Below are 19,536 nucleotides of genomic sequence, written 5' to 3'. Positions count from 1 at the left end.
ACCTTAAAGTGTAATTGACCATGCTTTCACACGGGGCATGGTCAAAAGCCTCTCATACCTTTATAGGATGAAAATAACGGTGCGCACTGCCAAGCGCTCTGCGCCACCACCTGAAATCAGCAGCAGGATTATCCCTGACCGTGAGTTTATTTAAAAAGAAAAAAACCATTGATCCGGTAGAAACCACACAGATGATCCGTCGTGTGCTGTCTGAAAACTTCGCCGATCATAAGCTCTCTTATGCCAAAGCCATCACCGGTTCGCTGATGATCGCCGGTGCAACAGCCTTTGTCGGCTATATTATGCGCGATGTCATCAATGACATTTTCTACAAGCAGCGCGCCGACCTGATTTCCGTGATTGCCGGTTCAATTCTGCTGGCCTTTATCATGCGTGGCCTCGGCAGTTATATTCAGGCTGTGCAACTGGCCAAGATCGGCAACAATCTGGCGGCCAGTTATCAAAAACGTATGTTTGCGCATTTGATGAAGCTCGGGCTTAATTTTTATAACACCAACCGCTCCGGCCATCTTGCCGCACAAATCAATCAGAATATCAGCGGTGTACGCGACCTGATGAATATGACGGTTACCTCCTTGGCGCGTGATGCGGTCATGCTGGTGGCTCTGATCTGCATCATGGTGTATCAGGAGCCGTATCTTTCACTGTTCTCACTACTGATCGCGCCACCGCTTATTCTCACAGTAACTTATGTCTCACGGCGTATACGCACAGTCACGCGCGAAGTGGTGCATCTTAATTCGCATCTGCTCGGCGCAATGCAGGAAACCACGCAAGGGATCACCATCGTCAAAGCCTTTACGATGGAAGAGCAGCTGCAAAACAAACTCGGCGATTTGATTGAACGTGCTGAAGCCCGCTCGAATAAGATCGCCAGCGTTTCCGAACGCGTAACCCCGATTTCTGAAGTGCTTGCCGGCATCGCTATTGCTTCAGTTATTGCTTATGCCGGTTATCGCGCAATTGCCGAACAGCAGCCGCCAGGCTCAATGTTTGCATTTATCACCTCTATGATGCTGGCCTATGATCCGGCGCGCAGGCTTGCCCGCCTTCAAGTGAGCCTTGAGCGTGCACTTGTTAATGCCCGCATGATTTATGAAATTCTGGATATGAAGCCGGCGCAAAGCGACCGGCCGGATGCAGTGCCGCTCAATGTCAAACAGGGCACAATCCGTTTTGAAGACGTTAAATTTTCCTATAGTGCCAAGGATGATCCGGAATACCAACCGGTTCTAAACCGTGTCAGCTTTACCGCCAAAGCCGGTGAGATCACGGCAATTGTCGGGGCATCAGGTGCTGGAAAATCAACTTTGATCACTCTGATCCAGCGTTTTTACGATGTTGAGGCCGGTCGTATTCTGATTGATGATCAGGATATTGCCGGCGTTACCGTGAATTCCTTGCGCCATTCTATCGCTTATGTTTCGCAGCAGCCCTATCTGTTTGAAGGCTCGATTGCCGATAATATCCGCTATGGCCGCCCTGACGCAACAGAGCAGGATATTATCGAAGCCGCAAAACTTGCCAATGCGCATGAATTCATCATCCGTCAGCCGCAAGGCTATGACAGCCCGATTGGTGAAAACGGCGTTACGCTTTCCGGCGGCCAGCGCCAGCGCCTCTCGATTGCCCGTGCAATCGTGCGTAATGCTCCGATACTGCTACTGGATGAGGCAACATCGGCATTAGATAATGATTCCGAGAAAAAGGTGCAGCAAGCGCTTGAAACCATTATGCAGGATCGCACCACAATTGTGATTGCGCATCGTCTTTCTACAGTCGTCAATGCTGATAAAATCATTGTTATGGAAGCGGGCAATATTGTTGAAGAAGGCCGTCATGCAGAGCTGATCTCAATCGAGAACGGGATTTATGCACGGTTCTATCAATTGCAATCTGCACCGGAAGATGAAACTTTAATCTAGAGCCTTTCACTCTCAAGTTGAATCAACTTGAGAGATATGACAATGCGAAATTCTAAAATCTAGAGCGAGCGCTGCGATCCAATCTGTACGTTACCCGCTCTGCCTCTTTTTTTGATACACCTCAGACAAACCCGATCCGGTATGTCTGGGGTAGTTCTAACCGGATATGTTTTGTTATGACCTCGATTGTTTCAAACGCTGTTTCCACGACCCATTTTACCCCGATGCGCCTTGTTGTTGCCGGTGCAAGCGGACGTATGGGTAAAGCACTTATCCGCGCAATTGATGAAAATCCGGCTACAATTCTCTGCGGCGCGCTTGATCGTGAAGGATCACCATTGATCGGTCAGGATGCCGGTGAAGCGGCTGGATGCGGTAAAAATAATATTCTGATATCCACAGACCCACTGCCTCTGTTTGCAGAGGCGGAAGGCGTTCTGGATTTCACCTCCCCCGCCTCCACCCTCACTTATGCGGCACTTGCCGCGCAAGCGCGCATTGTACATGTGATCGGCACCACCGGTTGTTCTGAAGATGACGAAGTAAAAATCATTGCCGCCGCACGCCATGCAACAATTATAAAATCCGGCAATATGAGCCTTGGTGTTAATCTTCTGTCAGCACTGGTTGAACAGGCTGCGCGTGCGCTCGGCCCTGCCGCATTTGATATTGAAATTCTTGAAATGCACCACAAGCATAAGGTCGACGCTCCGTCCGGCACTGCATTGCTGCTGGGTGAAGCAGCTGCCGCTGGGCGCGATATCACTTTATCCGAACACAGCGTGCGCGTACGTGACGGCCACACAGGTGCACGTGAAGACGGCACAATCGGCTTTGCCACTTTGCGCGGCGGATCGGTGATCGGCGATCATTCCGTGCTCTTTGCCGGCCAGTCTGAGCTGATCACCCTTTCGCATCAGGCACAGGACAGATCTGTGTTCGCCCAGGGTGCCGTCAGCGCCGCACTATGGGGTCGCGGAAAAAAGCCCGGCCTTTATTCTATGCGTAATGTCCTCGGCCTGTAATTATTTTCGACACTTACATCTGCAAACGGAGATACACCTATGTCCCGCACCCTTGTTCTTGTCCGTCACGGACAGAGTGATTGGAACCTCAAAAACCTGTTTACCGGCTGGCGCGATCCTGCATTGACCGAACAGGGGCATGCGGAAGCCAAGGCTGCCGGCCAGCGCCTCAAAGAGGCCGGTCTCAAATTTGACGTCGCCTATACTTCAGACCTGTCACGTGCACAAATCACCTGCCAGCATATTCTGGATGAACTCGGCCAGTCAGATCTTGAAACGATCCGTAATGTTGCGCTGAACGAGCGTGATTACGGTGACCTTTCCGGCCTCAACAAGGATGATGCCCGCGCAAAATTCGGTGAAGATCAGGTGCATATCTGGCGCCGTTCTTATGATGTGCCGCCTCCGGGCGGTGAAAGTCTGCGCGATACAGGTGCACGCGTGTGGCCATATTATCTGCACACAATTCAACCGCATGTTTTGCGCGGCGAAACCACTCTCGTGGCAGCACACGGCAATTCTCTGCGTGCATTGATCATGGCACTTGAAGGCCTGACCAGTGAAGAAATCATTGCGCAGGAACTCAATACCGGCGTGCCTATTATCTATGAGCTGAATGCCGATAGCACCATTGCTTCCAAGAAAGTGCTGAGCGCCTGATATAGGCAGCTTCTATGACAGGATTAAAAGCCGGATGCCGTTTGGTTATCCGGCTTTTTTCATAATCACACCTTTGGCAACACACGCCTAAAGTGTTGAAACTATTTTCATTTTCCATCCAGAGACGAAAAACAAATATTTCTTCATAAAATTGCATAATTTCTGCAAAATCAGCCAAATGCCCGTTGACATGAATCATTCCAACCCTTAAACGGTCACTCAACGCCCAGATGGCGGAATTGGTAGACGCACCAGCTTCAGGTGCTGGCGCTCGCAAGGGCGTGGAGGTTCGAGTCCTCTTCTGGGCACCATATATTAAAGACTACTACCAAGGTCTTTAGGAACAAAAAACCCGCTTATGCGGGTTTTTTGTTATTTGCTATCTTATTCATCAAATCACGGCTTATCCGCTATCAGGAGAACTCTCATGGAAACCATTGCCATTGAAAACCGTAGCGACTTCGCGCTTTGGGCGATCCAGCGCGCGCAGGAAATTGTGACACAGGAAGGCGCCGCTCTGGCACTGGCTGCCCGTGATATGGATGAAGCCGAGCTGGCAAAAACAGCCGCCGCCTTAGGCGCCGCAATCTCCGAAACTTTGCTTGATATTTTTGACGGGCTGATGACCGAAGAGTAACCACCTGCCTCAAAGAGAAAATCCCCCTCAGGCACACACATTCAATGAGCAGGACCAAGTCGCAATATAAAAACCGTTTTGGTATATTTGATCGTTATGTCAGTATTTCCTTTATCAATATAATACTTTATTACTTAGTTGAATAAACCAGACACAAATAAAAGCTGGGTAAGAATACGCTGCTGCGCCGTCCCGCCACCTTTCTCATCATGCAGAAATCTGGAAAACTCTTTGAATACGCAAAAGACACTCCATCCGTTCGAAGTACCGGCAAATGAGGCAGAGCGTCTTGTTTCTGTCCGCAGCCTGCTGCCCTCGCAGATCACCACGACCCCTGAGCTGGATATTCTGACCGGGCTGGTCAAGGATGTTTTCCACGCCGCATCCTCTGCAGTCACGATTATTGACGAAGACTGGCAGCGCATTGCCGCCACATCCGGCATCAAGGCCGGAAGCTGCCCCCGTGAGCAATCTGCTTGCACCTATGTTGTGCAATCAGGCCAGCAATTTGTGGTTGAGGATATGACCCTCCACCCCGCTTTTCGTAACAAGGCCTATGTGAAAGGCTTCCCGTCATTCCGCTTTTATGCCGGTTTTCCACTTGAGATTGATGAGGGGCTCACTCTTGGTGCGCTGTGCATTATCGATACCAAGCCGCGCATTTTCAATGCCGAACAAAGCGAAAAGCTGCGCAAATTCGCGCTGCTGGCTAGTGCCTTGCTGCGTTTACAACGCAATAATATCTATCTTCAAAATGATAAAGTGGCGCTCCGTCATAATGCGCTGACAGACCCGCTGACTGAATTATTTAACCGTCGCGCACTCAGCGAGCTGGTTAGCCCGATGCTGCAGCAGCTTTTTTCCAGCCAGCAATCGGCAGGTATTCTACTTGCAGATATGGATCAGTTTAAATCCATCAATGACAGCCTTGGGCATCCGGCCGGGGATAAACTCCTGATGTTAGCATCCCAACGCATTCGCTCTGTTATCCGACCCGATGATATTCCGGTGCGTGTTGGCGGCGATGAGTTCTGCATTATCATGCCCGAACTTAAAAATGATGCCCAGCTTGATGCAATTGCCGGACGACTGATAGAAACCTTTCGCGCACCCTTCCTCATCGATGGCAAAGAGATCTACTCTTCACTCAGCATCGGATCGTTAATGGCACCGCGTGACGGCCGCACTGATGAAGAGCTATCCTTGCACACCGATAAAGCGCTCTATACTGCCAAAGCAAACGGCCGCAATCATTACGTACGCTTTGATTACTCGATGCTGTAAATTCATCTTATGAGCCAGCCGTATTAAGCCCTGATATTGCTTATCGCCTCATCAGACCCTATATATAATCCCGTTATAATTTTACCGGCATTATTTACAGATCGCCATGAGGAAACCGGGCTTGCATAAAAAACTGCATGACAGAAAGCTGCCGCAGACAGTTCTGAAAGCAATACGCAACCGGCACGGGCACCGTCCGCTCTCAGATAATATACCGGATGGCGACACCATTATTGCCTCCTATAATGTGCATAAATGTATTGGTGTCGATAAAAAATTTGATCCGGAACGCACTGTTGAGGTCATCTCCGAGCTGAATGCCGATATTGTCGCCATTCAGGAGGCTGACAAACGCTTTGGCGAACGGAGCGGCCTGCTTGACCTGCAAAGTCTGGAACGTGACAGCGGGCTGGTGCCAGTGCCAATACAAGCCATGTCACCGACAGGCCATGGCTGGCATGGCAATCTTCTTCTGATCCGCCACGGCTTGATCCGTGATATTCAACAACTGAAATTGCCCGGCGTGGAACCACGCGGCGCAGTGGTTGCGGATATTGATTTTGAAGACGGGCCGTTACGCATTATTGCGGCACATTTCGGCCTGCTCAAACATTCACGATCAAGACAAGCAGAAACGCTGCTCTCAATGATCAAAGAAGACACCGACCGCCCGACAATCCTGATCGGAGACCTCAATGAGTGGCGCATCGGCAAAGGCTCATCACTAGCAACATTGCAACCGGCCTTTAATCTCACAGCCGGCGCTGTACCAAGTTTTCCGTCACGCTTTCCTGTCTTAGCGCTTGATCGTATTCTCAGCCGCCCGCAAAAGCTTGTCACCTCTGTAGAAGTGCATAATACGCCATTGGCGCGCCTTGCCTCAGATCACCTGCCGATCAAAGCCCACCTTGATCTTAAAGCCGTGTTTGAACCACATGAAAACATGCCGGAACCTGCCCAGTATTAAGAACCTGCTGAATATTAAAGATAGCCAGCCTTAAAGATAAGGTGAACCGAGCCAGACGATGCGCTCGATCAGCCGACGGGAAAACGGCCGTTTCTTCAGCACCGCCAGATGCACTGCATTTCCAGTCGCGACATGTTTATCAATACGCTTGGAAACAGCGCCTGCGATCTTGGCATTGTAAATTTCAAGATCAATTTCAAAATTCAGGCGCAATGAGCGCGGATCGAGATTACTGGAGCCGACATAAGCCCAGACATCATCAACAGACATCAACTTGGAATGGTTGAAAGCACCTTTTGCACGCCAGATACGACAGCCATCTTTCAGCAACTGATCAAATTGTGCTGTCATAGCCATGTCCACCAGCACCAGATTGTTCACTGCCGGTACGACAATATCAACAATAACGCCGCGCCGTGCCGCAGTCACCAGCGCACTCACCAATTCTCTATCCGGTAGTAAATACGGCGTCATAATCCGGATATGCCGCTCTGCGACCGAAAAAGCCCCCATCATAATTTTATGATTGGTTTCAAGACTTTTATCAGGCCCTGAAGGCACCGCACGCACCAAAAGCCCCTCGCCCGGCTGGTAGGCAGGTGGCGTTACCGACCAAGCGGCGCCGCTCAAATGTTCATCCGTCGTAAAACGCCAATCCTCGGAAGCAGTATGAAACAAATCCGTAACCACAGGGCCCGTCAGCCGAAAATGGGTATCTTGTGCTGCGTTATTTTGCGTAAATTGCGTGGTAAATCCGGCGCGGATATTCATACCACCAGTAAAAGCAGTCGCGCCGTCAATGATCAGAATCTTACGGTGGGTTCGCAAATTGGCATAAGGCAGGCGTAAACCCATAATAATATTGCCATTGAAAACTTCAGCGCGAACGTTCTTTGAGCGCAACAAGCCCACAATGCTCGGCGTGGAATAACGCGCGCCTACCGCATCAACCAGAACCCGCACCTCGACACCGCGCAACACCGCATTGCCTAAGGCGTCTGCAAACTGCTTGCCAATCTCATCATTATCAAAAATATAGGTCTCAAGCAGCACGCTGCGCTTGGCCTCATTGATCGCCGCAAGCATCGCAGCATAGGCAATATCGCCGCTTTGCAGCACGTCGAGATTATTGCCGGATGTCAGATTGCAGCGACTGACCACATCGCCCAACCGTTTCATGGCAATAAAATCAGGACCGCTGGCGGCCTTCACTTCATCGGGCGATGCATCATAATGCGACAAGTGATGCAATTCGATATCGGTCATACCGGCGCGCTGCATGCTAAGCGATGTGCGCCTGATCCGGTTAACACCGGCAATCGCATAGACCACTGCCCCGATAATCGGCGACAGCATTATAACGCCGACCCAGCCCAGCGCTGAACGCACTTCCTCTTTGGTCATGGTTGCATGCACAGCAGCAACCGCACCAATAATCAGTGAAAGTCCGAGAACGATATGCGGCCAGTAGACCGGCCAGTATGAAATCAACGTGTTAAACATGCGGGCAAATTATCAGTAATCACCTTATCTTGGCAAAACAATTTACTGATCAATCGCATTCCCTCTTCAATTTAATAAAAACAGCAGCACTTAAATGCCGGAGCAGCATAAACCATAATCAGCAATACTATTGCCACTCACTGTTCTTTGCTGAAAATTAAAATATAGTCATATAAAGATCACGCTATAATTATATGAAATATGCGCTATTTTAGTATAATTAAACGACCATAAACACCTTATTTTATCAACGGGGTAACAACCATGTCTTTAGCATCCGAGATTAAAACACCAGGACAGGCCATTAGTTCCCTGTCGCATAAATGGGGCTGGTTTATCGTGCTCGGTATTGCCATGCTGATGCTTGGCGGCATTGCGTTCGGTAATCTTGTTTTTGCTACTGTCGCTTCTGTCTATTATGTTGGCATCATCATTCTGGTGGCCGGTCTTGTTGAAATCATTCATGCATTCAGTGTTCAAACCTGGAAAAGCTTCTTTTTCTGGATGCTGAGCGGCCTGTTCTATGCTGCAGCCGGTATTCTGACATTCATGAACCCGTTCCTCGCATCAAGTATTTTCACGCTGATGATTGCCATTGCGCTTGTCGGTTCCGGCCTATTCCGCATGTGGGTGGCTTTTCAAAGCCGCAGCGTTAAAGGTTGGGGTTGGCTCTTTGCCGGTGGTTTGATCTCTGTGCTGGCGGGTATTGTTATTGCCATAGGCTGGCCGGTAAACAGCCTGTGGATTCTTGGCATGTTCCTTGCCATTGATCTGGTGTTTCAGGGCTGGGCAATGATTGCTCTGGGTTTTGGCCTCAAAACCATGCGCCGCTAACAACAACCCGAATTATCTGCAACGGGCGCTACCCAGACAATGTCGGGTAGCGCCCGTTTGCATTTCGGGTCGACGCCGCCGCCGGATACTGCTAGAAGGCAGCACTTATTCAATCCCACATTATCCGAGCCCTTTATGCCTGAACAATTTTCTCCCGCCGCTCGTCGTCGCACCTTTGCGATTATCGCGCATCCGGATGCCGGTAAAACCACACTGACTGAGAAACTGCTGTTATTCGGCGGTGCAATTCAGCTTGCCGGCGAAGTAAAGGCCAAAAAGGATCGTATTCAAACCCGTTCCGACTGGATGAATATCGAGCGCGACCGCGGTATTTCTGTCGTCACCTCGGTAATGACCTTTGAATATAAAGATTGCATCTTCAATCTGTTGGATACACCGGGGCATGAAGATTTTGCTGATGATACTTATCGCACGCTGACTGCCGTCGACAGCGCGGTAATGGTCATCGATGCCGCCAAAGGTATCGAACCACGCACACTCAAACTGTTTGAAGTCTGCCGGATGCGTGACATTCCGATCGTCACTTTCATCAACAAGATGGATCGTGAAGCCCGCGACCCGCTGGAAATTCTCGACGAGATCGAAGAAAAACTGGCGCTGGATACCGCACCGATCACATGGCCGATCGGCTCCGGCAAAAATTTTGCCGGCACCTATGATCTGCACAACAACACCATTCGCCGTCAGGACACTGAAGAAGTACCGACACCGGTGAGTGGCCCTGAAGATACGCTGGCTGCCGGTTTGCTGCCTGAAAATGAGCGCGCGGCTTTCATCGAAAGCGTTGAAATGGCGCGCGGCGTTTGCCGTGAGTTCGACCTGCAAGCTTTCCGCGAAGGCCATATGACACCGGTTTATTTCGGTTCCGCATTGAAGAAATTCGGTGTGCGCGATCTGATCGATGCGTTTTGCGACTTTGGCCCAAGCCCGCGTGCACAAGAAGCCGATACCCGCCGCGTTGAAGCCGACGAAGAAAAAATGACCGGCTTTGTGTTTAAGATCCAAGCCAATATGGATCCGAACCACCGTGACCGTATCGCGTTTTTGCGTGTTTGCTCCGGCAAGCTGTCACGCGGTATGAAGGCAAAACTGGTACGTACCGGTAAACCGATGAGCCTTTCTGCACCGCAGTTCTTCTTTGCCCGTTCCCGCCAGATTGCTGATGAAGCCTTTGCCGGTGATGTTGTTGGCATTCCTAACCACGGCACGCTGCGTATTGGCGATACCCTGACCGAGGGTGAAGATTTGCTGTTCCGTGGTGTACCAAACTTTGCGCCGGAAATTCTGCGCCGCGTGCGTCTTGATGATGCGATGAAGGCCAAGAAGCTGCGTGAAGCTCTGCAGCAAATGGCAGAAGAAGGCGTGGTGCAGTTGTTTCTGCCGGATGACGGCTCCCCTGCCATTGTCGGCGTTGTGGGTGCGCTGCAGATCGACGTTTTGACCGAACGTTTGAAAATTGAATATTCTCTGCCGGTTGGCTTTGAAATGTCACGTTTCAGCCTGTGCCGCTGGATATCAAGTGAAGATCCGGCAGAACTTGAGCGCTTTATCACCACGCATCGCGCAGATATTGCCCATGATCTTGATCAGGATCCGGTCTATCTGACGCCCAATGCCTTTTCGCTGAATTATGAGGCAGAGCGATGGAAGTCGATCAAATTCGCCGCGATTAAAGATTATCAAATCCGTGATATAGGCAAAAAATAAACCCGATAAATTATACCGCGTAACTTGCTTTTGTTGTCATCTCTTTGTTTTAAGTGCATCCTGTATAACTTGACAAAAACAGTTACGCGGCTGCCCCTCTTCGGCTTATTCGATGTGTTTACTAATCTAAGAATGCACAGTTTCGCCGTGCAAATTAATATCCAGCCCTTCAATTTCGACGGCCTTGCTGACGCGTAACCCCATGAAGGCTTTGATGAGCAGCACGATCACAGCAGTCATCACTGCGGTGTAAAGCATGGTCACAACCACGCCATAGAGCTGCCTGAGTACAGTCGCGCCCTCAGAAAGCGGATTGATCGCCGCATCGGCAAACAGCCCTGTCAGCAGCGCACCGATAATACCACCCACACCATGGATGCCAAAAGCATCAAGACTGTCATCGAATCCGAGCCAGCGCTTGATTTTCACCGCCGCCAGATAACAACCTGCACCGGCAATAAGTCCGATCATCAAAGCACCCAACGGACTGACAAAACCGGCAGCCGGCGTAACACCGACAAGCCCCGCCACAGCACCAGAGATAATGCCCAGCACGCTCGGGCGCCTGGCCACCAGCCATTCTACCGCCATCCAGCTTAATGCTGCCGCCGCAGCGGCAACCTGTGTATTGACCATGGCCACGCCAGCAATTCCGTTAGCAGCACCTGCAGAACCGGCATTGAAGCCGAACCAGCCCACCCAGAGTAATGAGGCACCTATCAGCGAATATACCAGATTATGCGGCGCCATATTCATCTGGCCATAGCCCTCGCGCTTACCCAGCATCAGCGCCACAACCAGACCGGCCACACCGGAATTGATATGCACGACAGTACCGCCGGCAAAATCCAGCACGCCGTCATCACCCAGAAAACCGCCACCCCATACCCAATGTGCAACCGGCACATAGACTACGAACAACCACAGCACGGTAAAAACCAGTAAAGCTGAAAACTTCATGCGCTCTGCAAAAGCACCGGCGATAAGAGCAGGTGTAATAATCGCAAAAGTCATCTGAAAGGTAATAAACACATATTCAGGAACTGTTCCTGTCAGCGATGCAGGTGTGACACCGGCAAAAAACGCCTTTGACAGTCCACCGATAAAAGCATTGGCACTTCCGCCATCAGTAAAGGCCAGAGAATAACCGGCAACCATCCAGAGTATGGAGGCAAGACAGGCAATGGCAAAACTCTGCATCGTGGTGGCGAGTACATTTTTGCCGCGCACCATGCCACCATAAAACAGTGCCAGCCCCGGTATGGTCATCATCAGCACCAAAAGTGTTGAGGTCAACATCCATGCGGTATCGCCGGTGTCAGCCACAGACACGCTGTCTTGCGCGAGTGCCTGAGTTTGTGCAGTTAACATCAAGCCGGTCTGCACAACCATCATCAGCGTGCAAAGACGCAATATGCGATTTTCTAATATATTGGCCCTTCTGAAATGGCGCATAAAAATCTCCCGTATCTGCCGAAAGCCTGAAACTGCAGGTTTTCTTTGGCTCAACAGAAACAAAGCAATTTTTATGCCAAATTCAGATTGAAGACTCTCAAATACCGTAGAAAAAACTTTCCCATTGTTTTTCCTGAAAAAAATTTCGCGGGCAGCCCAGCTTATTTTCTGATAGGCATTAATATGCAGGCGCGTGCAAAATGCGCAATAAAGTGCGCGTCAAATATCTGCATAAATTTTAATCATTAAGCACATCGAGCCCATTTATTAGGCAATTGCGTTTTAGCTTAAGGCTTCCGCTATTTTATCAGCCAGTCGCAAGGCAACCTCATCCTTATCAAGGCGAGGCCATTCATCAACGCCTGCACGGCTGACAAGCAAAACCTGATTGTGATCGCCGCCCATCACACTACCGCCATCCTCATCAGTACCGACATCATTCGCAACGATCCAGTCGGCGCCTTTTTTGTCGAGTTTTTTGCGGGCATTTTCAATCACATTCTGGGTTTCTGCTGCAAACCCCACTACCAGCGGCGGACGCAAGGCATGATGACCAATCAGCGCCAGAATGTCCGGATTTTCTACCATCTGCAGCGAAGGTGCCGCCTCCCCGCTTTGCTTTTTGATTTTCTGATCAGCAGAATTTTTAGTGCGCCAATCCGCAACCGCCGCAACCATAACAGCCGCATCTGCCGGTAATTGCGCAATCACCGCATCCCGCATTTCCCGTGCGGTCTCCACATGAATAACCTCCACCCCTTGCGGATCAGGCACAGTAACGGGCCCTGATATCAGCTTAACCGTTGCACCCAACCACGCCAGCGCCTGCGCAATCGCATGCCCCTGCTTACCGGATGAACGGTTGGCTATATAGCGCACCGGATCAATCGGCTCGTGGGTCGGCCCTGATGTCATAATGATGGTTTTACCTGTCAGAGGCCTATGCTGCTCCACATTCAGCAATTGCTCAATCCGCGCCACAATTTGTAGCGGCTCGCTCATTCGACCGAGACCAGCCTCGCCTTTTTCGGCCATCTCCCCACGCTCGGGGCCAATGAAATGCACCCCATCCTGATGAAGAACCTTGATATTACGCTGTGTTGCCGGATTAGCCCACATGGCCGGATTCATGGCTGGCGCCAGTAAAACCGGCACTGTACGCGCCAGCAAAATAGCTCCTGCCAGATCGCCACCCAACCCCGCAACCATTTGCGCCATGCGGTCAGCCGTTGCTGGCGCCACCACAATCAAATCCGCATCACGCGCCAGCCTGATATGGCCAACATCCTGCTCATCCTCACGTGCAAACAAATCTGTATAAACATGATCAGCGGCCAGCGCGCCCACCGATAGCGGAGTGACAAATTGCTGCGCTGCCTGCGTCATAACCGGCCGCACCGCAGCACCGCGCTCACGCAGGCGCCTGATCAGATCCAGCACCTTATACGCAGCGATACCACCGCCAATCACCAGCAAAATCCGCTTACCATCAAGGCTCTTGAGAACCGGCTCTGAAGCCTCAGCATACCCTGCAGAAACCACATGGGGATCACCACGGCCGGCCAGCAGCAAACGTACTTCCTCTTCCATGGAGCGACCATTGGCTGCCGCCTGTCGGCGCAGCGCCTCTTTCACACCATCATCAAGATTGCGGATCGTAATGCTGGCCATCATAGCCTCCAATAAAAAAGCGTTATTCCTTTCAGAATAACGCTTTCAGATTGAAATGCAATCATTTGTGCAATCAATGAAATCAATACGGCGATCAAAAACCCATCATAAATAGTTTAACTGTTAGTGCCAGCACGCAACCTGCAATCACAATCAGCGCCAAACGACCCGATCGCGTGTGCCGCGCTTCAGCCTTACCGATTGCCGCAGCCGTCTCATCATCAAAGCGCAAGCCCTTGGCTGTCATCTGATCGAGCTCACCGGAAATACGTTCCAAACGGCGCGTCAGCTCAGGTGTCTGGCGCATGAAATGCAGCAGCGCCATGCCGCTTTCTTTCACGTCACCGATTACACCCACAGGCCCCAAATTCTTGCGGATCCAGTCGCCTACCACCGGCTCGGCCGATTTCCACATATTAAAATGCGGATCAAGCGTGCGCGCCACGCCCTCCACAACCACCATGGTTTTTTGCAACATAATCAGCTCGGCACGGGTTTCCATGTCGAATAATTCTGTCACTTCAAACAGCAGCGTCAACAATTTTGCCATTGAGATAGTTTCCGCAGGCTGGCCATGGATCGGCTCGCCGATAGCGCGGATGGCCTGCGCAAAACTTGCAACATCATGATGGTGCGGCACATAGCCCGCCTCAAAATGCACTTCCGCCACACGCATATAGTCGCGGGTAATAAAGCCATAAAGAATTTCAGCCAGAAAGCGGCGCTGCTGCTTGTTCAGGCGGCCTGTAATCCCGAAATCAACGGCAACAATCGTACCTTTGGGATCAACGAACAGATTGCCCGGATGCATATCCGCATGGAAAAAACCGTCGCGCAATGTATGGCGCAGAAAAGACTGGATTAATGTACGCGCCAAATGCGGCAAATCAAAACCAGCCGCACGCAGACCTTCAGTATCCGACATTTTAATGCCGTCAATCCACTCCATGGTCAGAACGTCACGTCCTGTACGCTCCCAATCCACAGAGGGCACACGAAAGCCTTCATCAGATTTAATATTCTCGGCAATCTCCGAGAGCGCAGCCGCCTCAAGACGCAAATCCATCTCAATACGCGTGGTTTGCGCCAGAGTTTCAGCGACCATCACCGGACGCAAGCGCCGTGTAACCGGCACAAAACGCTCCTGCAAACGCGCCACCATGAAGAAACCTTCAAGATCCTGCGCAAAACGCTGACGCACACCGGGCCTGATCACTTTCACCGCAACTTTACGCGTAGCATTGGTAACAGCAGGATGAACCTGCGCCATGGATGCCGCAGCAATCGGCGCATCAAATTTGGTGAACAGATCGTCGATTGTACGGCCAAGCGAACCCTCAACCGTGCTTCTGGCTTCAGCCTCTGGAAAGAAATCCATGCGATCCTGCAACAATTGCAGATCATTGGCCACATCCTGCCCGACAAAATCCGGCCGCGTAGCCAGAAACTGCCCAAGCTTGACATAAGAAGGTCCGAGCCGGTTCATCGCCCGCGACATACGCTCTGACCGTGCTGTGCCGCGCGTTTTTTTACGTGCCAAAATACCTGCCATGCGATGCGCAAAGGCCGGCAGCCCTGTCAGCCCTTCTGCCGGCAATGCGCTGATCACACCTTCACGGGTCATCACCCATCCGGCATGGAACAGACGAAAACTAGCGGCAATGCGGCTCATAACTCACTCACTTTACTGAAAACAGCAACCACAAGAACCACGGTCACACATATATCGAAGGCCTGATCAGATTTTCCAGCCGGAATGCAGGCTGGCAATGCCGCCTGTGAAATTGCGATAAGATACCCGCGAGAAACCGGCCGCAGTGATCATATTGGCAAAATCCTGCTGCTTGGGGAATTTACGGATTGATTCCACCAGATATTTATAGGAATCGCCATCACCGGTGACCATTTTACCAATCGCCGGAATCGCATGGAACGACCATTGATCATAGATTTTATCGAGCAGCGGCATTTCAACTTCTGAAAATTCAAGGCAGAGAAAACGGCCGCCCGGTTTCAACACACGGAAAGCCTCTTCTAGTGCCCAATCAATATGCGGCACATTACGGATACCGAAAGCGATCGTATAGGCATCAAAGGAATTATCTTCAAATGGCAGCTTTTCAGCATTGGCTTCAACAAAATCCACATTCGCCAACAGCCCCTTTTTGGCAGCACGTTCCTGCCCTACCGCCAGCATTGAACCATTAATATCGAGCACAGTTGTGTGCGCCTGACGGTTCGAGGCTTCAATAATGCGGAACGCAATATCACCGGTGCCGCCGGCCACATCAAGCGAGCGCCAATTCTGGATTTCAGAGGCAATTTTCGGCGGCGCCAGCCATGCAACCATGGCATCTTTCCACACGCGGTGCAGACCCGCAGACATCAGATCATTCATCATGTCATAGCGCTTGGCAACACTATGGAAAACCTCGTTCACCAAGCCTTGCTTGGAGGTTTCATCGACTGTCTGAAAGCCGAAAGAATTTTCCATACCACCTTGCGCACCAACGCGACCGTGATCGGTACTATGATCGGCCGGAGAATTTTGCTGTTGCTGGCTCATCGTTCATCCTGTCCCGTCCTGCCGGAGCAAAACTGCCGCGACCGGACTGCTGCAAAAAGCGATTGAATGTTTCCTGTTCAATCCGCATGCCTCATCAAGCATCTTTCTCTGTAGCATATAAAGCCTGAGCGCGATGTTACAAGCAAATACGGCAAAGTTTGAGCAAACTGAACAAAAATTGAGTACGCAATCAATGCGGCCAATGATTCTTTTTGTGCCGTTTCCATGCGCTGCATCAAGGCTCAGGGTGCGGATTATGGTCAGAATTACATAAAACACAGCAAAATTCAGCAATCCGGCTTTTCCATAACTGTGTTTTGGCTTAATGCGGTCTGGAAAATTCATTGGCTTCAGCTAATAATGGTAAAAATAATTTTGAAAGTAGCGGGATATTATGAGCGTCACGGTAATTGATCATCCGCTTGTGCAACACAAGCTCACCATCATGCGCATGAAAGAAACCTCTACTGCCAGCTTCAGGCGGCTTCTGAAAGAGATTTCACTTCTGCTTTGTTATGAAGTCACCCGCGATCTCGATCTGACAACAACGATGATCGAAACACCAATGCAGCCAATGGAATCACCAATCCTTGATGGTAAGAAGCTGGTCTTCGCTTCCATCCTGCGTGCGGGTAATGGCTTGCTTGAAGGCATGCTTGATCTGGTGCCTGCGGCGCGCGTTGCACATATCGGCCTGTATCGGGACCACAAAACCATGCAGCCGGTAGAATATTATTTCAAAGCGCCGGAAGACATCGTCAACCGTCTGATCATTGTTGTTGATCCGATGTTGGCTACCGGCAATTCGGCGGTAGAGGCGATCACCATGCTTAAAAAGCGTGGCGCCAGCAATATCCGTTTTCTCTGCCTGCTGGCAGCACCGGAAGGTATCAAGCATTTTGCCGAAGCCCATCCGGATGTGCCGATCTATACCGCCGCAATTGATGAAAAGCTTAATGAAGATGGCTATATTGTTCCGGGTCTCGGTGATGCCGGTGACCGTATGTACGGCACCAAATAAGATAAAGTGACCGTATGTACGGTACCAAATAAATAAGCGGCTCATTGTTCGCTAAAGAAAAACGGAGCTCCAGGCTCCGTTTTTTTATGTAGTTTTTATGCCGTTATGGTTTCATAAATCACCGGATTAAGCTGCGGCCTTTGATCAGTAATTTGTATTGCCGCTTTTAGCATCTGTAGCGCAGAATCGGCCTTGCTATTATCTTGCGCATGCACCATGGCCAGCACGTCACCCGCTTTCACGTCACTACCCAGCGCCAAGATTTGTGTCACCCCGACTGCAGGGTCAATAGCATCCTGTGGTCGCATACGCCCGCCACCAAGCGCCACCACAGCCATACCGATCTTACGAGTGTCTGTAGTGCTGATATAACCATCACGCGCCGCTATGACCGGCAACTGTATGGGCGCTTGCGGCAGATAGATCGCGGCATTTTCCACAAAGTCAGACGCGCCGCCAAGCCCCGCCACCATAGAGCCGAATTTTTCAGCTGCATGACCGCTGTTTAAAACCGCCTCTGCTTTTGCCAAACCTTCAATCAGATGATCCGCGAGCTTTGCGCGCACCAGCATATGCGCAGCCAGATTAAGCACCACCTGCAACAAGCGCGGATTGCGTTGGCGGCCGGTCAGAAAATCAACCGCATTTTGCACTTCCACCGCATTACCTGCGCAATCGGCCAGGACTTCATTCATATCGGTTATCAGCGCACTGGTTGGCAAACCTGCGCCATTGGCAACCTGCACGAGACTGCGCGCCAAAGCCTGCGCATCAGTATAAGATGCCATAAATGCACCGCTGCCGGTTTTAACATCCAGCACCAGCCCGCCAATGCCGGAGGCAAGTTTTTTAGACAAAATAGAGGCTGTGATCAGCGGAATAGATTCCACCGTTGCCGTGACATCGCGCACCGCATAAAACCGCTTATCCGCAGGAGCCAGATCACCGGTCGGGCCAATGATAGCGCAACCACATTCGCGCACAACCTTATCAAACAGCGCGTTATCCGGATAGCTTTGATAACCGGTAATAGCATCCATCTTATCAAGCGTGCCGCCGGTATGACCAAGCCCGCGACCGGAGATCATCGGCACAAACGCACCGCAGGCAGCAACAACCGGCGCCAGCATCAGCGATACATTATCCCCCACCCCGCCGGTTGAGTGTTTATCAACAACAGGGCCGTCAAGATTGCGCCATTCCAGCACATCCCCGGAATGCTGCATAGCGGTGGTAAGGGCAACTGCCTCATCACCACTCATGCCATTGAAATAAACCGCCATGCCAAAAGCCGCGATCTGCCCCTCGCTCACACTGCCGTCAGCAATACCGCGCACAAAACCAGTAATATCCGCAGAACTTAACTGCTGCCCATCGCGTTTCGCCCGAATGATTTCCTGTGCCAGCATGTTATCCCTCTCCGACCGGTCAGGCGATGTCACCTATCAGCATCTTGATAATTTTTTGCAGCTTTTTCCCGCCCAAAGGCGCCATGGTTTTGGTTTCATCATGCGACAGTTCATCCCCGCTCATACCCGCGCCATAATTGGTAATCACCGAGCAGGCCACAACCCGCAGCCCTAAAAAGCGGCTTAAAATCACCTCAGGCACTGTCGACATGCCCACCGCATCGGCACCAAGCACCCGGGCCATACGAATTTCTGCCGGTGTTTCAAACGACGGCCCCGAGAACCACATATACACACCCTCATGCAACACCTCACCACAGCGGGTGGCTGCCATATGTAAGGCCTGCTTTAACGCATCATCATAGGCCGCAGTCATACCGGTAAAGCGTGCATCAGTGTGCTCACCGATCAACGGATTCATACCGGAATAATTAATATGGTCATCAATCAGCATCACGCTGCCGGGCTGCATATCTTCACGCACCGAACCAGCAGCATTGGTCAGGATCAGGATTTCAAGCCCAAGTGATTTAAGGGTTTCAAGCACAGGGCGCATTGCAGCTGCATTGCCCTGCTCGTAATAATGGGCGCGCCCTGCCAGCACCATCACCAGCCTGCCGGATAACCGCCCGGTAACCACTTCACCGGCATGACCGCTGACACCGCTTTTAGGAAAGCCCGGCAGATCCGAGTAGCGGATGTGCACCGGATCATCGAGCTCGGCAACCAACCCGCCAAGACCTGATCCCAGTACAATAGCTGCTTTCAGTGTTTCTTTAGGAAATGCCTCATTGAGACGCTTGCGCAGGATAACAGCCGCTTCACCCATA

At 51.1% G+C, this 19,536-nt stretch carries 17 protein-coding genes and 1 tRNA gene; 10 read left to right on the top strand and 8 right to left on the bottom strand.

The annotated features are described in order from the left end of the window. The first annotated feature begins 140 nt into the window (after positions 1-140). The 7 genes from MP213Fo_RS10850 to MP213Fo_RS10820 all read left to right on the top strand — a co-directional run bounded on the left by MP213Fo_RS10850 (position 141) and on the right by MP213Fo_RS10820 (position 6,519). Complete coding sequence (locus MP213Fo_RS10850) at positions 141-1,946, top strand: ABC transporter ATP-binding protein (protein WP_421089028.1); 1,806 nt, start codon at positions 141-143, stop codon at positions 1,944-1,946. Positions 1,947-2,170: 224 nt separating this feature from the next. Beyond that, complete coding sequence (dapB, locus tag MP213Fo_RS10845) at positions 2,171-2,971, top strand: 4-hydroxy-tetrahydrodipicolinate reductase (RefSeq protein ID WP_421091109.1); 801 nt, start codon at positions 2,171-2,173, stop codon at positions 2,969-2,971. A gap of 39 nt (positions 2,972-3,010) precedes the next feature. Further along, the gene (locus MP213Fo_RS10840; RefSeq protein WP_421089027.1) at positions 3,011-3,631 is read left to right on the top strand and encodes a 2,3-bisphosphoglycerate-dependent phosphoglycerate mutase; all 621 of its coding nucleotides are present in this window, start codon (positions 3,011-3,013) and stop codon (positions 3,629-3,631) included. 224 nt (positions 3,632-3,855) lie between these two features. After that, positions 3,856-3,942 (top strand) — tRNA-Leu (locus tag MP213Fo_RS10835). Between the two features lie 116 nt (positions 3,943-4,058). Then, positions 4,059-4,268 (top strand): hypothetical protein, encoded by a 210-nt coding sequence (locus MP213Fo_RS10830; RefSeq protein WP_421089026.1) that lies wholly within the window; start codon positions 4,059-4,061, stop codon positions 4,266-4,268. Positions 4,269-4,499: 231 nt separating this feature from the next. Next, positions 4,500-5,552: a diguanylate cyclase domain-containing protein gene (locus MP213Fo_RS10825; protein WP_421089025.1), complete on the top strand. Its 1,053-nt coding sequence runs from the start codon at positions 4,500-4,502 to the stop codon at positions 5,550-5,552. Positions 5,553-5,658: 106 nt separating this feature from the next. Next, on the top strand, positions 5,659-6,519 hold the full coding sequence (locus MP213Fo_RS10820; protein WP_421089024.1) for an endonuclease/exonuclease/phosphatase family protein: 861 nt from the start codon (positions 5,659-5,661) through the stop codon (positions 6,517-6,519). Positions 6,520-6,549: 30 nt separating this feature from the next. Here the strand turns inward: MP213Fo_RS10820 and MP213Fo_RS10815 are convergent, their stop codons facing one another. Then, the gene (locus MP213Fo_RS10815) at positions 6,550-8,022 is read right to left on the bottom strand and encodes a phospholipase D-like domain-containing protein (protein ID WP_421089023.1); all 1,473 of its coding nucleotides are present in this window, start codon (positions 8,020-8,022) and stop codon (positions 6,550-6,552) included. A 264-nt stretch (positions 8,023-8,286) separates the two neighbouring features. Between MP213Fo_RS10815 and MP213Fo_RS10810 the strand changes: the two genes are divergently transcribed. Both MP213Fo_RS10810 and MP213Fo_RS10805 read left to right on the top strand, forming a co-directional pair. Then, the gene (locus tag MP213Fo_RS10810; protein ID WP_421089022.1) at positions 8,287-8,856 is read left to right on the top strand and encodes an HdeD family acid-resistance protein; all 570 of its coding nucleotides are present in this window, start codon (positions 8,287-8,289) and stop codon (positions 8,854-8,856) included. A gap of 135 nt (positions 8,857-8,991) precedes the next feature. Continuing rightward, positions 8,992-10,584: a peptide chain release factor 3 gene (locus MP213Fo_RS10805; protein ID WP_421089021.1), complete on the top strand. Its 1,593-nt coding sequence runs from the start codon at positions 8,992-8,994 to the stop codon at positions 10,582-10,584. 126 nt (positions 10,585-10,710) lie between these two features. Here MP213Fo_RS10805 and MP213Fo_RS10800 read toward each other — a convergent pair whose 3' ends face one another. The 5 genes from MP213Fo_RS10800 to MP213Fo_RS10780 all read right to left on the bottom strand — a co-directional run bounded on the left by MP213Fo_RS10800 (position 10,711) and on the right by MP213Fo_RS10780 (position 16,621). Next, positions 10,711-11,979: an ammonium transporter gene (locus MP213Fo_RS10800; protein WP_421091108.1), complete on the bottom strand. Its 1,269-nt coding sequence runs from the start codon at positions 11,977-11,979 to the stop codon at positions 10,711-10,713. 342 nt (positions 11,980-12,321) lie between these two features. Then, positions 12,322-13,710, bottom strand: coding sequence for a bifunctional phosphopantothenoylcysteine decarboxylase/phosphopantothenate--cysteine ligase CoaBC (gene coaBC / locus MP213Fo_RS10795; RefSeq protein ID WP_421089020.1), 1,389 nt, complete (start codon positions 13,708-13,710; stop codon positions 12,322-12,324). A gap of 94 nt (positions 13,711-13,804) precedes the next feature. After that, complete coding sequence (ubiB, locus tag MP213Fo_RS10790; protein WP_421089019.1) at positions 13,805-15,382, bottom strand: 2-polyprenylphenol 6-hydroxylase; 1,578 nt, start codon at positions 15,380-15,382, stop codon at positions 13,805-13,807. A gap of 66 nt (positions 15,383-15,448) precedes the next feature. Further along, a complete protein-coding gene (ubiE, locus tag MP213Fo_RS10785) occupies positions 15,449-16,276 on the bottom strand; it encodes a bifunctional demethylmenaquinone methyltransferase/2-methoxy-6-polyprenyl-1,4-benzoquinol methylase UbiE (protein ID WP_421089018.1) in 828 nt (275 codons plus the stop codon). 3 nt (positions 16,277-16,279) lie between these two features. Next, a complete protein-coding gene (locus MP213Fo_RS10780) occupies positions 16,280-16,621 on the bottom strand; it encodes a hypothetical protein (RefSeq protein WP_421089017.1) in 342 nt (113 codons plus the stop codon). A 49-nt stretch (positions 16,622-16,670) separates the two neighbouring features. On the opposite strand from MP213Fo_RS10780, the gene upp reads away from it, so the two are divergent. Beyond that, entirely contained in the window at positions 16,671-17,297 is a 627-nt protein-coding gene (gene upp, locus MP213Fo_RS10775; protein ID WP_421089016.1) for a uracil phosphoribosyltransferase, read from the top strand. 95 nt (positions 17,298-17,392) lie between these two features. Here upp and deoA read toward each other — a convergent pair whose 3' ends face one another. After that, on the bottom strand, positions 17,393-18,706 hold the full coding sequence (gene deoA, locus MP213Fo_RS10770) for a thymidine phosphorylase (protein ID WP_421089015.1): 1,314 nt from the start codon (positions 18,704-18,706) through the stop codon (positions 17,393-17,395). A 19-nt stretch (positions 18,707-18,725) separates the two neighbouring features. Beyond that, positions 18,726-19,535, bottom strand: a complete 810-nt coding sequence (locus MP213Fo_RS10765) for a purine-nucleoside phosphorylase (protein ID WP_421091107.1) — start codon at positions 19,533-19,535, stop codon at positions 18,726-18,728. Position 19,536 lies beyond the last annotated feature (1 nt).

This window comes from Pseudochrobactrum mosebachae (assembly GCF_048914685.1).
Taxonomy (GTDB): Bacteria; Pseudomonadota; Alphaproteobacteria; order Rhizobiales; family Rhizobiaceae; genus Pseudochrobactrum.
This window is presented reverse-complemented; position numbering and strand designations above follow the sequence as displayed.